A 14,422-nucleotide genomic window follows, 5' to 3' on the forward strand; every position below is an offset into this window, starting at 1 on the left:
CGATGTCTATACTGAAAAAAGACCTTGCTGTGTCTAACGTTAACTCGCTGAACGGCTATTTTCCAGTACGTACAAGTGTTACTGAATCTGCCTTTGATTGGGAAGTTGCCAAAGGCGTAGTAGTCCGAAATGTTTACCGCAAGATACTGGCGAAAGACATGGCAGTCAAAGAAGGTGAAGGGGCTAGTTATTCGAAGTTTCGAGAGGTCTGCCAAAAGGATTTCACGGAACGATTGGACGAAATTCAGCTATGGGAATATTTGGAAGATATGTATTTTTCCCAGGATACATTTTTCACCATAGCGCCTGAATGTCTCTTATTTCGAATCGCTAATCTGCCAGTTAGCTCTCCAAAGAATAGACTTGGTGACCTCTTTTCAAGCCTGATGCAGGACTATCATAATCCGCAGCCGGAGAGGATGAAGAGGAATTTTTTGGAGCAGCAACTAGTAGACTCGCTGCGCTCCCCAGATGTCTTGAAGGATTTTTTCGGGCCGAGAAATTCCAAAAATATCGAAGAAGAGCCGTTCCTGCCTTTCCTTACATGCCACTTCCGTAAGGACATAAAATTTCTGTCTGACCACCCTGGTTATCTTATACATTGCCTTGAAGAGTTCTTGAGGCTTTATGGGTATTTGTATACAGCCCAATTGGCGCTGAATATAGATGGTTATAAGAGTGAGCCTGCGGCAAGGCCGTTGTATTTCATTATGGAAAACGAGACGGCGAGCCTCGAACGAACAGACCTAGTGCGTAACGGTCACCAAAAAGTTTCATCGAATATCCAAAAGATTTTCCCTTACCTGACGATGGCTGAAACCTTACAGGAAGTCGCTGAAGACCGTCCTCGAATACCCCTCTGGCATTTTGCGTCGCAGTTGGCGCCATTAGACACACCGCGACTGCGGCAGTATGCAAAGGATTTTGCAGAGGATCGCGATTTAGCGATAGATTCTGACGATTCAAATGAAGACCCGCTTTACTGGCTGCAACAATTATTGAAGCTATCGCTTATGCAGTTTGAGAAGGGGCAAACAAGATCTGCAGCCCAAGGTAAGTTTGTTAGGGCTGCCGAAGTTGAGCTATGCAGTACTTTTGTTAGAGCACGTGGCCGTGTTGGTAAAGTTCTGGTGATGAATCAGGATTACCTTGCTCTTCTAACCAATTTGGCGATAGGTGAGAAGCAGCGCTTGCGGTTTCATGAGTTACTCGAAGAGTTCAGAGCACGAGGAGTGTATTTTGACAAGAAGACACAGCAGAGCTTGATCGGCTTCTACGAGCGCGTAGGCAATGTCGAAAGAATGAGTGACAGTGGAGATGCAGTGTATGTCCGTAAAACTATTTGAAGAGTTTCTTGCATCCTACTTCCTGAACTGGGCGAATACTGGAGTGGAGCCAGGTTTTCGCTATCAGTTTCAATCGCCGAACCTGGAGAACAGCGCGAAGCTTTACAAATCTTTTATCAATCCTGAGCTGGTTTCTGGTTTCGTCGATGCACGGGGCTCGAAGTTGGCCTACACCAGCTGCGGTAATGCGAAGCTTATACCTGTAATACATAATGACCAAGATGGTCTTGGATATACAGAGAATTTCATTTCGTTTTTACGCGATGAAGTTGCTGGTCAGCAAGGTGAATTTGAATCAACCGCTTTACTGATTATTCACAACAGCTTGTTGGACACCATTGTTAATAGTGCGGAGGACCTAACAAGTTCCCACTCTGTATTTAACCCGGAGGAGATAAAGGCAGCTTTGCTTGATCTCGTCGATAGATCAGGCAAGCCAGAGAGTGTTGAGATCTCACGTATCCTCTTAGAGTATCAATTTGACTTGATCACAGAAGACCAAGGCAGCATGTTTGGCTTTGGAACGCTTTATACTGCGATTGCCGACGGTGTAATAGAGTTTCATGAACTTGGCCTGTTGCGTGACCCTGCAATACAGAAAATGCACGGGCCTCGGGCTGCAGAGCAGATACGCAAGCGTCTGGACAGCAATAGAGCCCTTTATGAACAGATTGAAGACGTGCAGGAGCACTATCCTGATCAGTTGGCGGACAACCTCCCTGACTTAGGTAAACCGTTCATAGCTAGGCACTTTCCGCCCGAAAAACCCTATTCTTGGAAGGACCTCACCTATGATGAGATTCGAAAGGAACAAGACCGTAATCGTGATCAAATTCTTGAAGTCAGATCTGAGAAATCGGCGACGGGTGAGCTAATAGTTCGAACGCGTGGTGCTAGTAAGTCAGCGCTGAGAGCCCGCCATATGCTTCTAGTGGTTGATCGAGAGAGGCAGGATTTTGATATTTCCCTGGAATTTACAGGCGGAAAGATCAAGCTTGGCGAGTTAAAGATTGTCGATAGTTGTCAGGTTAGTCCGATTACAGTCGGTAATCTTCAGCTCAGCAGTGGTAATGTGAACACTTCACTCGTCTTAATCGGCGCTATGCGTGAGTTACCGCGATTCTTTCGGATTGATTTAACCCGTGAAAAAACGTCTGAAAATTTCAAGTTTCACTGTCTCGTTCTTCAGAAGGGCCAGTTTAATATTGATGCGATAAGAAATAGTTTCCTAGTCGATGTAAGAAATAGTCTAGTAAAGCTTCAGTCTCAAGAGACCACTCTTCCCATCTCTAGCGCTGGAGCCGGTAGCACCGCGATCATGACTGAGGTTGGCCAGTCGTTTAACGTGATCGATCAAGATGTAATAGATTTCACTGATATCTCCAATGAAGTCGACAGAATTGATTTCGAGGTGATTAGTGGCGAAGCTAAACTCAAGTTCGACGTAGAAGGTGCCGCGGCAACGGACGTATTATCGTTACCATTGCTTTTAGATCTATCAAACAAGTCAAACCTTTTTAATGACGGGCTTTTTGGCGTATACAACAGAACCAAAGAGCGTGTGTATATCAATAATCAAGAAGTTAAGGGTACATCACGTAGTACCGAATTATTGAATTATGAGGCCGGTTTTATAGATGGGGGCCTGCTGTATTGTGATGATGGAACCGGCGAGCAGCTTAGCCATGTAGACTTACAAGAGCATGCGCCCGCTTTGTCGGCCGCCTATAGGGCGCTCTACCAGTACTATAGTGAGAAGAATACCTTGCCCTCTTTGTGCGGCTGGGGCCCTGAGTACCAGCGACTTGTCGGCTCAGTAGTTAAGGAATATCGACTTTACTTGGACGCAATTCCACAGAAGCAGTATCTTGAAGCAGGCCACAAGCGTGTACTGCAATTAGGTATGGCCAAGCTGGGTACGAAAGAGTACATCCTTCCTACCCATCCGTTGGTGCTGGCCTATTATCATTATCTGGTATCAAGTGCTGTCAGTGATAAATCAGCAAGTTTCTTTGAGCTACCCACGGTCACGCTTGAAAGACTGAATCCTCAAGGATTGTTGCCGTTTATTTATGATTCGGAGCACGATTTCTCCTATGTTAAAGCTGAAGAAGACAACTGTTTTTGGTTGCATTGCGTTGCTCACAAGGATGCCAACTACAGCTACATTACCAAACTAGTTAAGGACAAAATATCAGAATTTTCAGCCGCGTTCGACTCACTATTCCACAATATCAAGAACAGTGAAGCCAGAACTACGTTGATTATTAATTCAGTCAATAACTACGACAACCATGAAGTCTTTATGGGTGTGGTTGCGCATGTTGTTAAACTAAGAACAAAAACCTTTAATGTGCACATCAATATATACGACGAAGAGCTCATGGAGAATGAGTTCGATCGTTTCGCGGAGATGGGAAGTTACGATCGTATAAAGCAGCACTACGGCTTGAATACCGGTGTGGCGAAGGACCACGCAGACACGATTGTTGATATGCTTAGAACACGTGTCACATACAGCAAGTTCACGCATACTGAAGTTGATTCACAGGCCTATGCGCACTTAACGTTTTTTAGAAATAATCAAAAAGTCAAAGTTATCGATGTTAATCCAGTAGAAAAACTTTCTGGTGTTTGTTGTCATGGCCTTATCAACGGCGAGGCATCGGCAAGTGAGCAGGGCAATTACATCACAGGGTTTGGTCTTAAAGGTGTTGAGCATAGCGAGCTGCCGCATGTTGAAATTGCCAAGCTAGTTGGCAGGCTCATTCATCCGGCCAGAGAGTCGACAGTTGAATATCGCGACAACAGCGCGATAGCTCTGGCAGTAGATGATCACTTCAAACGATTACTGGAGCGGTCTTATGATAGCTCTATATGGACGTCCATTATTGACCCCAAAGTGACGCTGGATTTCTTTGAAAATAGCGAGAATATGTTATTGATCCACTACTCGGATCAGTACACAAGCTCCGCGAGCTACGATGCAATCACCGTTACCAGGCAGACTGATCTTTATGATCGTGTCCTGGCAAAGGAAGACGGAGGGCTGATAGGGGAGTTCAACGCCTTTAATGGTGAGTGGTTGCTCCAGATGGTGACCGCCAATCCAAAAAATCGTAAGGAACGAAAAGGCATTCTGGCGGCTTATAAGCTCGTAAGTTGCCTCCTCGCTGAATCTGACATCACCTGGGTACCAATGTCAGCCGCCGAGATGATTCGCGTGTCTGGCAATATTGGACTGAATATGTCTGGAATCGAATTCTCCAGGCACGCGCAGGGTTTTCGCTCGGGCCCTATTTCAGATGACGTATTGTTTGTGGGGATCAAGGACGACAGCCTTTATGTGCTACCTCTCGAGGTCAAAACGGGCGTTAGTTATGATTCCAAAAAGGCGATTACACAGGCCCAGGAGTTAGCGCGATACATTGTGGAGGATGTGCTCAACGGTGATGCATTGGAGCGCAAAATATATCGCAGTCTCTTCATTCGCCAGTTGCTGATGCAAGTTGATAAATATTTGCTGTACTCGGTCTACCCCGATGACTACTTTGCTCCATTGCTGGAGACCAAGGAGTGGTGGCTACAAGGAGACTACGACGTGGCAGCCGTTGCAGAGTATCCTAGCGGTTTCGTAGTCGCCAATTTGGAAAGTGATACTTGCCTTGAAACAAGCGCAGTCGAGGTAGACGGGATTCTTAAGATTGAGGTGCCTTATAGCTTTATACCCGCGACAATCTCTACTTCTCTAAAAACTCTAATGGCGGATAACAGTTCCACTGCTGTTGCTCCCCTGGCAGACAAGTACTTTATGAAGGAGACGCGGCCTCGAGTATTTAGTTACCAAGAGGCAAAAGCAGAAGATGAGGGTGAAGAGCAGCAACCTGAGGCTTCTAGAGTCGATGCGGGAGCAACCGAGCAAGAGGCTCCTGAGATTGATGATCCTCAAACCACTGAAGAGCGGGAGACCGCTGGAGTTATTACGGAAAATTCTGGTGATTCTCTTAAGGTATTGATTGGGCATGAGGTCAATCATAATGAAGCAGTATACTGGGAGCCCACCAACACAGCCAAATTTATGAATACCAACTCAGGTATTATTGGAACCATGGGGACCGGTAAAACGCAGTGCACAAAGTCTGTTGTTACCCAGCTGCATAGAAGCCAGCATCTAAACGTAGACGGTAAGCCGATTGGTATGCTGATTTTCGACTATAAGTCTGACTACGTAGATGATGATTTTATGGCTGCCACATCGGCAAAGAAGTATCGACTGCACAAGTTGCCCTACAACCCTCTCAGCCTATTTGGCGATACTCCAATGCTGCCTGTTCACACGGCCAGAGGTTTCTCTGAAACGATGGGTAAGGCATTCGGTCTAGGGCAGAAGCAGCTGCTAAGGCTGCGTAAGCTGATTGCAGAAGCTTATGAGCTTGCAGGAATTAGCAAGTCTGATCCTAATACATGGTCTAAGTCGGCACCTACCGTAGCCGATGTTTGGTCGCTCTTTATTTCGCAGGAAAAGGTGGAAGAGGACTCTCTTTATGCCGCCCTGGAAAGCCTTCATGAGCTGGAGATTTTTGAGGACGATGTAACCAAATGTACAAGCCTCTATGAGTTGATTGATGGCATTACGGTCGTTGAGCTAGCTGGATATCCCCCCCAAATACAGAACCTGGTGGTAGCCCTTACATTGGATCTCTTCTACTCGCAGATGCAGAAGCAGGGTAAGCCGAAGGTTAGAGGCGATTATCGACAAATAACGAAACTAATATTGGTTGATGAAGCCGACAACTTTATGTCTCAAGACTTTCCGAGCCTTCGAAGGGTGTTGAAGGAGGGGCGGGAGTACGGTGTTGGCGTGATATTGTCTACTCAAGATATCACTCACTTTAAAACAAAAGAAAATGACTACTCCTCATATATACTTAGCTGGGTCATTCATCGCGTTTCGCAGATCAAGAATCAGGACATTAAGTCGCTCTTCAATAAGGACGATAAGAGTGAGCAGGAACACTTGATGAAGACGATACGCGGATTAGATAAGCACTATAGCTTGTATGTGGATGGTGATAAGAAGGTCGTCAAAATAAAAGATCGAGCTTTCTGGGAGCTTTTTGATGGAATATAAGCTGAGTGATTTTTTCAGGGAAATTTGGCGAAAACTCAAATGTGTGAAAGAGAACCATCTCTTTCTCTGCTTTTTCTTTGTATTTATCGTGTTCCTGGGAACATGTGGATTATGGATTGAGCCGCTTTTAGGTGAATACCCACCCAACTGGGATAGGTTTACAGGTGGTCTAAACACCACTGGACTGCTATCAATTAGTGCGCCATTGGTAGCGGTAACGATATTCGATTCTGTACTAAGACTCGTAACCAAGTATCGCATCGATCCTGAGTCGATAGATGCGGATCTATTGGTGTGGTTGACGCTTTTTACGATTATTCTCATCGTGGTTCTTGCCGTGCTGTTTGCACTTGGAGGGAATACGACTAACGGCTACTCGCTATGTGCTATCTCAGCATGGGTTTTGGTAATCTTCTACTGGGCTATCGCCAATATCGATAATCCTTCATACCAGATACCCGGGGACCCAGGTAACGCCAATGGTACCGATAGCTATGATGACCTGATGACGGGAGGGAGTTGAAACTATGGACTATTTCTATTCTGAAGACGCAATACTTGTTGAACAACCCTTTGGTAGTTTTTACATAGCTGTTATACCGGCTTCGCAACTTGTCGAAATTGCATACTCTCTTCCTGCCACGTACGGTGAGCTAGAGTTAGACGGAGTTCAAAGAGGCCTCAACAAGAAGAGAGTCGAGAGCATAGCTAGGTTTTGTAAAACTGAGAATGCGCTCTTTCCGAATTCGATTATATTGGCTGCCAATATATTGGAAGACGGATCCGCCATCGCTAGTGAGCTAGCGTGGACTGTTTTAGATGGCAAACTAAACGTGCCTACGGAGGTTCGCGCCGCATCCATTGTAGACGGTCAGCACCGAATTGAAGGCCTAAAACTTGCGTTAGCAGAAGGGCTAGACGACTTTGACTTGGTTTGTTCCATCTACTTCGACTTGCCCGCGCCCAGACAGGCGGAGGTGTTTGCTACCATCAACTTCAATCAACAGAAAGTTGACAAGAGTTTGGCATATCAACTTTTTGGATATGACCTTGATTCATCAGACCCCAAGTATTGGGCGCCGGATACTTTGGCGATTTCCCTTACTCGAATATTGAACAACAACGATAGCTCACCTTTTAAGAACCATGTCTCCTACGGTACATCCAAAAAGTACCTTTCATTCACCAGTGAGAAAGAGGAAAAAGCATATAGGGAGGACCCTTGGAAAATATCAACATCCACAATGGTGGAGGGTATATCAAAGCTAATATCTTCGAACGCCACGGTTGATAGATATGAGCTTCACAAGAAAAGGGTTATAAAGAGGGATCGCAGTGTTCTTCGAGAAAACAAGAGACGTGCTTCTGAACCGTGGAGAGATTTATATTTGTCATACTGTGACGCGCAATTATATGACATTGTGGAAAAATATTTCAAAGCTGTGGAAGGTGTTTTATGGGCAGGTTCCGGCTTACCTATATTGAGAAAAACAATTGGTATTCAGGCGCTATTTGACCTGTTGAAGGTTGTCGCGGAAGTGGAAAAGGGTGCCCCTGATTTTTCCGTGGACGAATTCAGTCATATTTTGGAAAAAGTTGATCTTAATGATGTGGGCAACCTTGAAACAAACTATTCTGGATCGGGTCGAAGCCTAATAAAGCAATTACTGGTAGATGCATGCTTTCCAGGCCACTAAATTATTAGAGGTTGTCGATTAATCCCATGATGGAATTTCTCTGATCTAACTTCGTAGCTCCGTCAGCAACATGGCAGGCCCATGCGTGATGAGTATCCCTTCGATTCAGTCCCGGGTATTTTTCTCCAAGTAAGAACTCAACAACCAGGCTATGCTCGCCGAGCCATGTGAATTTGTCTAGCTCGCGGCCACCAAATTCCATCGCTCTTTGCTGCACGTCAAAAGTAAATCCTTGCTCTATGGAAACAAAAAACGCTAACCTTGCTCCGATGTTGACCGTCAGGCCGGTATTCGACTGTAGGCGTCTTAGGCAGTGAGTAGCGCTTTCTGAAATTTTCATTTTGTTTGGCAGCATTTTTTTAAATCCCTATAACTTAGAACGCCAGAAATAGCCTTCGTTGAATTCAGAGCAGCCGGCCTTAGAGTCGTAATCAACGGAGAATGCATGTGATATCTCCGGAGATAGTTCACTATAGAAATCCTCATCTATCTCAGTGTCAGTAGAGAGGATCAGTACTTGATGACTAGCAGTAGGGAAGTAGTTCTTAACGAGTTTGGTTCGGTGTTTAGAATCCAGTCTTCCTAGTGGCGTGTCAATTATTATAGGCAGGCTGCGGCCAGATGTGCGGCCAAGAGCTTCTAGCATGGCGATGGCATAAATCTGTTTTTCGCCGGCAGAGAGTTTCTTTTTGTTGATTGCCTTTCCATGTCTATCTGAAAGGTTGACGTCGAAAGTGGTAGGGTCAATTTTTGCCTGGATATCCATATCCTCTTTGCGGGCCAGCTTGCCAAATGATTTGACGAATTCTTGTTCTAGAATAGCCAGTTTGCGTACTCGCGTTTGCTCAGAAAATTCGCTTAACATGGCTCTAGAATTTGCGGCCAGTTCTATACCTTGCCCATGGCTCATAGACTTGCTGAATTTCTCGTCAAGATCTCTAAGTCTCCTTAGGTTATCCATAGCCGCTCGCAGCGAACGCTTCGCCTCTTCTTTGTTCACTTCGATTTGTTTGACTAGCCCACCTCTTTTGCCTTGTAGTTCACCAAGCTCTGCCAATATGTCGTCTAATCGCGACTGCTCAGGTGCACGTGCGATGTTGGCCGCGGCATTGGCTAGCTCTTCTTCTAACCGTTCTGCTCGCGAACTGAGTTTCTTTAGCTGTTGAACTTGCTGAGGAACATAAGAAGTTACCAATGTCTGAATTCGACTTAGCTCACTGTCAGAAATATCGTGGATAATGTCGACGCTGTTGTTATCTGAGTTCAGCGGCTCGAGCGTTGATGCGATAGCCTCGTCAATCGCTTTTTGGTTGCTCTTGCCAACCGCCTTGGTTAGTTCAGCACGCAATTTTCCCATATGTTTGTTGAGTTCTTTTTGAGTCGCTAGTCGATTCTTGGCAGCTTTTTCCGCTTCCAGCTGTTTCAGCAGGCTCTCTATCGATTTTTTTGCCAACGCTAGGGGAATCGCATCAGAAAAGAGTGCCTTGATTTCATCGTTCACGCTTGTCTTTTCCTTGATGAGTTGCTCGGAGCGAATCTCTTCGGCCTCTCTAGATTTCGCCCAGGCACCTCCTAGGTCGTTCAGTCGTTGCTGTGTTGTAGCTACATCGGCGGTGACTGCCACAAGCTCCGTATTAAGCTCTTCACTTTGCGATAAGTAGCTTTGATATTCGGCATAACTCTTCTGATATTGTTTCTCGAAAGCCTTTAGTTCCTGGGCTATATCTTTAGGGTGCTTTGTCTGCGTGTTTTCGCGCAAATACACGCCAAGATCGGCTCTCAGTCGATCGATGATGTCTAAACCCAGCAGCCTTTTAATCGCATCTGCTAGCGCCTCATTGCCTTCATCTTCAGCTAAGTCTGCAATTTTTTCACCATCAAAGAAAAACAGATCAGCAACGCCGATGGGTATAAGTTCATTGAGGAAGCTCTGGAGTTGTTCGCTGCTGAGCCCTTCCAGTACTTGGCCATCTTTATGTATTTCTAGATGCTCGGTGGTTTTGGTGCCCGTGTGTTCCCAACTACGTACAATTTTGAAATCGTTTACCGTGCCTTGTTTGCCAAAGGTAAAATCTAATTCAATAGAGGATGCGTTTGGCGCTACAACGCTTTTACGTGGTTTGTGAATATACTCAATCAGTTGTTGATGATAGGCCTGCGTAGAAATACTGCGTCCCATACTGCGCCGACCATAGAGCGCCAACCTCACAGCGGTCAAGGTAGTAGTTTTTCCCGCACCATTGAGGCCGCCAAAGAGCACAATAGGGCGCTTGTGGCCGTACTTCACTCTTGGAGCTAGGTCGACAACATGCTGGCCGCTGAACACGCCGAAGTCACTAAGCGTTAGAGATTTTAGAATCATTTAGCGAGCTTCTCGTATTCCGCAGCAAGTTCTTCCAGCTTTTCGTTGTAGCCAAGTTCTAGTGCTTTTAACTGTGGCTTATGCGTATTGGCGTCCATTTTTATCTTGATATCTTCCAGCGAACCCCAATCTCTGTTCAGCAGCGTTCCCATTTTCTGGTACAAGCCCTTACGTCGGCTCAGACCGTCCATTGAAAGCTCTAGCTCGATCAACTTCATGGCAAGCTCGAAAGGAACCTCATGTTGATTTTCTAACTCTTTTAGTAAATCAGCATCGGTCTGGGTAAATGCTCCTGAATCCTGGTCAGCCCAGTCAAGATCGGTGCCATAGACCTCTCTATAAATTTGAGGAAGTGTATCGGCCCAGTCTGGCTCATTGGGATCAAACATCCATTCGCGTCGAATGGCATACAATTCCTCGGCTTGGATCAAAGAAATGGCTATGCCTTGGTCGTTGAGTTTTTTCTCAATGGAAAGCAGTTCTTTCAACCACTCTTTGCGTTGTTTCATCCAATAGGGGCCAGGAATAGTTTTTATTAGAGAGTCTGAATCGTCATTGATAGCCTTGCGTGCATACTGGACTTTACCTGTGCGCCGCTTGTAGTTGCGATACTCGCTCTTGTTCTCTGGTAGTGTGCTTTTGTAGAGTTTATTGCGAAATTTCTTCAGCTCGATTAGCCATTCATTTCCATTACCAGATTCAATGAGGCCTTCTATTGCTCGGTCTTTGGTTACCACAGTGCAGGTCCAGCAGCCAAAACGGGAATTGCCACACGAGGGTGTGCTAGTGTCCGTTACCAATGGGCATTCCCCATCCTCGGTTGAGTCTTTATATAGATGGAACAGCTCGAAATGATCACCACCCCATGGAGCAGGCGCACCAAGTAAATACATCCAAACGTCGTCATGAGTCCAATCTTCAACCGGGGTGTACGTTAGCGCACCGGTTAGCGTTGAATGTCGATTGAATCTAGATCCCTTTATCTCGCGCGCCGCTTTCTTTAGCTTCCCATCTTTGTCGCGAACCTCCTTTCCTTCAATATTGCCTTTTCGGTTGCCACCTTCTTGCTTACGAGCTCCCAGAACGACCACGACTTCCCCAAAGCGGGCAACCTTATCCAAAATAAACTCACTAACAGGGTCTATTTTCATGCGCTCAGTGCACCACCTGAAGCTCTGTGTGGGTGCAGGATAGCCCTTACCGAGCAGATTGGCCCAGAAGGTTTGATCCATCTTGGGTAGCACTATGTGGGCAGATAAGGGGAGTCCCTGCTTCTTCGCTTGCGCATTGATTTGCTCGATAGTGGTAGTAACCATGTTTACTACCATGGGCGTCTCAACGAGCGTATCGGACGAGATGACATAGATATGCTTGTGGCGCTGAGCCTTCTTCAGCTTGGTGAGTGCCACGTAGATAAGAGACAGAATAGTGGTGCTGTCCTTGCCGCCGCTGAAGCCAATCACCCAGGGTTTTTCATCTTCCAGGTATAGGGTTTGTATCTCAGTGATTAGGGCAGGTAGTTTGGGGTCATCTGCTAGCAATTCGTCCATTGATTCATAGAGTGGCTGTTGTTTGCTCATTGTCTAAATTGCTCTTCCAAAATTTTGCTATCTGCGTTTAGCGGTACGTTTATGTGCTGCTTGATTAGGTTGGCTGTTAAGGCAACGTTGGCTCTTGCTTTACTGAGTTTGCCATAGACTAGGGCCCTGCCTTCCCAGACTTCTGTGTTAGCGCGTGACCAATCTATAGTGCTCAGATTCTTGAGCTCTTTCTTCCATGTTTTGGGCTTCTGGCTTATTAGATCTGCACCTGCACTCCCAAGAGCTTGTAGTGTTACACCATGCGCGTGCACGTAGTTCTGTCTCAGCTCAGCGGTACTGACTTCTTTGCGTTGCGCGGCTTTCCAATCATGGATATTGCTACAGACTTCCGTCCAGAACTCCGCGGCTAAGTCCTTCTCCTCTTGGCTTATTGAGTCTTTAGCTGATTTTCTCAAGAGTGCTCGACTCGCGAGTTTGATACTGCTTAATGTGAATAACTTGATGCTGCGGTTTGAGAGGCTGGATTTATCCATTTCAGTCAGCCGCCGGAAACAATCTACATTGGCGACGACGTGGCGCGCTAATTCTGAGCTTGGGTCCCTATGATCATAGAGCGTGCTCAACGAATCATTCGGTCGTACAGCATGTTTGTTCAAGTCAGCGAACATTTGCTGGCTGCGTTTGAGATCTTCGTCGACAAAGAAGAGCACAGGGATGTGATCATGGCCCAGTTCGTGGGCCTCTTTAATGGCTTCCTCGATGGCCGCACGGCGATGTTGGCCGTCGTTGATCAAAATTTGAGCGTTCATTGAGACCGTGAGCATTCCTAGGTTTACCGCCGGTCCGGTATCGGCCATGGGTTCAAAGTGGACTTGCTCGTCAACTGAGGCCGTAATCGCAGAGAGGGTGTAATTGTTTGGGTTGGCTATCAAATAGTCGGCTATTTCGGGTATACGGCTTTTGTTGAGAGTACGCTGTGCTCTTAGCTCCGGTGGCACCTCTTCTTCGTCAAAGACGAAAATTTTCGGTACTAGGCGCATGGGGCACATAGCTATATAGCAGGGCCTCCCCGCCTGCACACCCCTAGCGGCTGGAAAGGTGTGGCTGTACTCGTCGATTAGCGTCTTGGCCATAGCTCACTCACTTGAAATGCAGATTACTGCTGAAGAGGCAGAGGGCGATTGTATGTAAAAAAGCATTAGAGAGGAAGTCATAAATGACTTCCATATCGCTTAATCAGGCAGGTTTATTGATTTTTATGACAAGGGGGAAGTCTTTATCGGTCACTAGATGGTATTGGTAAACTGGCCCTAGTTGGGGGTAAGGGGTGCCTCACCTTTGCGAGCTGCGAGTACATGTGAGCCAAAAAAAATCAGAAAAATCAATATGTTGGCCGCACAGTCTAATTTTGGTGTCTGGCTCCAAAGTGACCGATGACTTTAACTTCTGCTCTATGCCGCAAGGTTCTCTGTGCTGCTTTCCATATGCAACTTTTTCAGGCAGATATTAATTTTCTGGGTGCAGAGCGGGAGTTTTCCAACGGCTCAGTAAGCTTTCTTCAGCGATTCAGCGGTTTTCCAAGGACCATGAGTTTTGGGGCGCAGGCGCTTATATTCATCACCTTTCTGTTCAATCAGACCAAGCTCTCCAAGCGCCGCTGGTTCTGTATATACCTGTAATATCTTGCGCGCGATTTGCTGGTTTAGCTTACTACCCGGTCCAAAGTGTTTCATGCTGTGAGGGCCAAGTTTTTTTGCCAAGCCTTCGAGCAGGTCGTTTTTAGAAAATGTGGAATGCTTTGGCAGAAACTCGAGTGCGAAGTAATGCCATGCCTCTGCGCGCTCTTCATCGGTGACTAGCTCATGATGCAAGAACCATAGGGATGTAATGGACTCAAGTTCTGGGTCCTTGTCTATCACGATGCGGCCCATCGGTGTCAGTACCAATGGCAAACCCTGTTCCGCCAACCCTGTCTTATGTAGCCAACTTCTGTAGGTGGCAGCGAAGGGAGGGCCATAGCCAAAAGGCTTCGCTAAGTCTTTGTCTTTCAGGTTGGGGGTTTTCAGGGCGCGATCAATGAGCCCGGCCATTCTTGGACGATCTAATGCAAAATTACCGTGGAATAGAACTGTCATGTGCGCAACCTAGGGATATCACGAATGGGGAATACAGGTGTAGTTAGCTTAGGCGTGCTGGTGCTTAAAATCCACTTGAGATTCTTACGCTCCAAGCTGGGACTAGGAAGTAGGAATTCGGCCGCCCTGGGTTCAGAATTACCGGCTTTCAAGAAGAGGCGGGTAAGGGGGCAGAGCACTTTAACCTTGCTAATTCCAGGCGGATAGCAG

At 46.4% G+C, this 14,422-nt stretch carries 9 protein-coding genes; 4 read left to right on the forward strand and 5 right to left on the reverse strand.

Features of this window, described 5'->3' with window-relative positions; all coding sequences use genetic code 11:
* The first annotated feature begins 2 nt into the window (after nt 1–2).
* From dptG to EYC98_RS18610, 4 genes are read left to right on the forward strand one after another with little or no spacing between them, the layout of a single operon-like run.
* Nucleotides 3–1,346 (forward strand): DNA phosphorothioation-dependent restriction protein DptG, encoded by a 1,344-nt coding sequence (dptG, locus tag EYC98_RS18595; RefSeq protein ID WP_279246896.1) that lies wholly within the window; start codon nt 3–5, stop codon nt 1,344–1,346.
* Complete coding sequence (dptH, locus tag EYC98_RS18600; RefSeq protein ID WP_279246897.1) at nt 1,327–6,477, forward strand: DNA phosphorothioation-dependent restriction protein DptH; 5,151 nt, start codon at nt 1,327–1,329, stop codon at nt 6,475–6,477. The genes dptG and dptH overlap by 20 nt, the downstream gene beginning before the upstream one ends.
* Nucleotides 6,467–7,000, forward strand: coding sequence for a hypothetical protein (locus EYC98_RS18605; protein WP_279246898.1), 534 nt, complete (start codon nt 6,467–6,469; stop codon nt 6,998–7,000). Before dptH ends, EYC98_RS18605 begins: the two co-directional genes overlap by 11 nt.
* A gap of 4 nt (nt 7,001–7,004) precedes the next feature.
* A complete protein-coding gene (locus EYC98_RS18610) occupies nt 7,005–8,174 on the forward strand; it encodes a DGQHR domain-containing protein (protein ID WP_279246899.1) in 1,170 nt (389 codons plus the stop codon).
* Nucleotides 8,175–8,178: 4 nt separating this feature from the next.
* Here EYC98_RS18610 and dndE read toward each other — a convergent pair whose 3' ends face one another.
* The 5 genes from dndE to EYC98_RS18635 all read right to left on the reverse strand — a co-directional run bounded on the left by dndE (nt 8,179) and on the right by EYC98_RS18635 (nt 14,212).
* Complete coding sequence (gene dndE / locus EYC98_RS18615; RefSeq protein ID WP_279246900.1) at nt 8,179–8,529, reverse strand: DNA sulfur modification protein DndE; 351 nt, start codon at nt 8,527–8,529, stop codon at nt 8,179–8,181.
* 12 nt (nt 8,530–8,541) lie between these two features.
* Nucleotides 8,542–10,536: a DNA sulfur modification protein DndD gene (dndD, locus tag EYC98_RS18620; protein WP_279246901.1), complete on the reverse strand. Its 1,995-nt coding sequence runs from the start codon at nt 10,534–10,536 to the stop codon at nt 8,542–8,544.
* The gene (gene dndC, locus EYC98_RS18625) at nt 10,533–12,116 is read right to left on the reverse strand and encodes a DNA phosphorothioation system sulfurtransferase DndC (protein WP_279246902.1); all 1,584 of its coding nucleotides are present in this window, start codon (nt 12,114–12,116) and stop codon (nt 10,533–10,535) included. The genes dndD and dndC overlap by 4 nt, the downstream gene beginning before the upstream one ends.
* Entirely contained in the window at nt 12,113–13,210 is a 1,098-nt protein-coding gene (gene dndB / locus EYC98_RS18630; RefSeq protein WP_279246903.1) for a DNA sulfur modification protein DndB, read from the reverse strand. Before dndB ends, dndC begins: the two co-directional genes overlap by 4 nt.
* A gap of 411 nt (nt 13,211–13,621) precedes the next feature.
* Nucleotides 13,622–14,212: a DUF4007 family protein gene (locus EYC98_RS18635; RefSeq protein ID WP_279246904.1), complete on the reverse strand. Its 591-nt coding sequence runs from the start codon at nt 14,210–14,212 to the stop codon at nt 13,622–13,624.
* Nucleotides 14,213–14,422 lie beyond the last annotated feature (210 nt).

The sequence above is a fragment of the Candidatus Litorirhabdus singularis genome (assembly GCF_026262625.1).
In the GTDB taxonomy this organism is placed as follows: domain Bacteria; phylum Pseudomonadota; class Gammaproteobacteria; order Pseudomonadales; family Halieaceae; genus Litorirhabdus; species Litorirhabdus singularis.

Excerpts from the sequence above, each read along its gene's own strand:
- dptG (WP_279246896.1), top strand. The coding sequence starts at position 3 with ATGTCTATACTGAAAAAAGACCTTGCTGTGTCTAACGTTAACTCGCTG.
- dptH (WP_279246897.1), top strand. The coding sequence starts at position 1,327 with ATGTCCGTAAAACTATTTGAAGAGTTTCTTGCATCCTACTTCCTGAAC.
- EYC98_RS18605 (WP_279246898.1), top strand. The coding sequence starts at position 6,467 with ATGGAATATAAGCTGAGTGATTTTTTCAGGGAAATTTGGCGAAAACTC.
- EYC98_RS18610 (WP_279246899.1), top strand. The coding sequence starts at position 7,005 with ATGGACTATTTCTATTCTGAAGACGCAATACTTGTTGAACAACCCTTT.
- dndE (WP_279246900.1), bottom strand. The coding sequence starts at position 8,529 with ATGCTGCCAAACAAAATGAAAATTTCAGAAAGCGCTACTCACTGCCTA.
- dndD (WP_279246901.1), bottom strand. The coding sequence starts at position 10,536 with ATGATTCTAAAATCTCTAACGCTTAGTGACTTCGGCGTGTTCAGCGGC.
- dndC (WP_279246902.1), bottom strand. The coding sequence starts at position 12,116 with ATGAGCAAACAACAGCCACTCTATGAATCAATGGACGAATTGCTAGCA.
- dndB (WP_279246903.1), bottom strand. The coding sequence starts at position 13,210 with ATGGCCAAGACGCTAATCGACGAGTACAGCCACACCTTTCCAGCCGCT.
- EYC98_RS18635 (WP_279246904.1), bottom strand. The coding sequence starts at position 14,212 with ATGACAGTTCTATTCCACGGTAATTTTGCATTAGATCGTCCAAGAATG.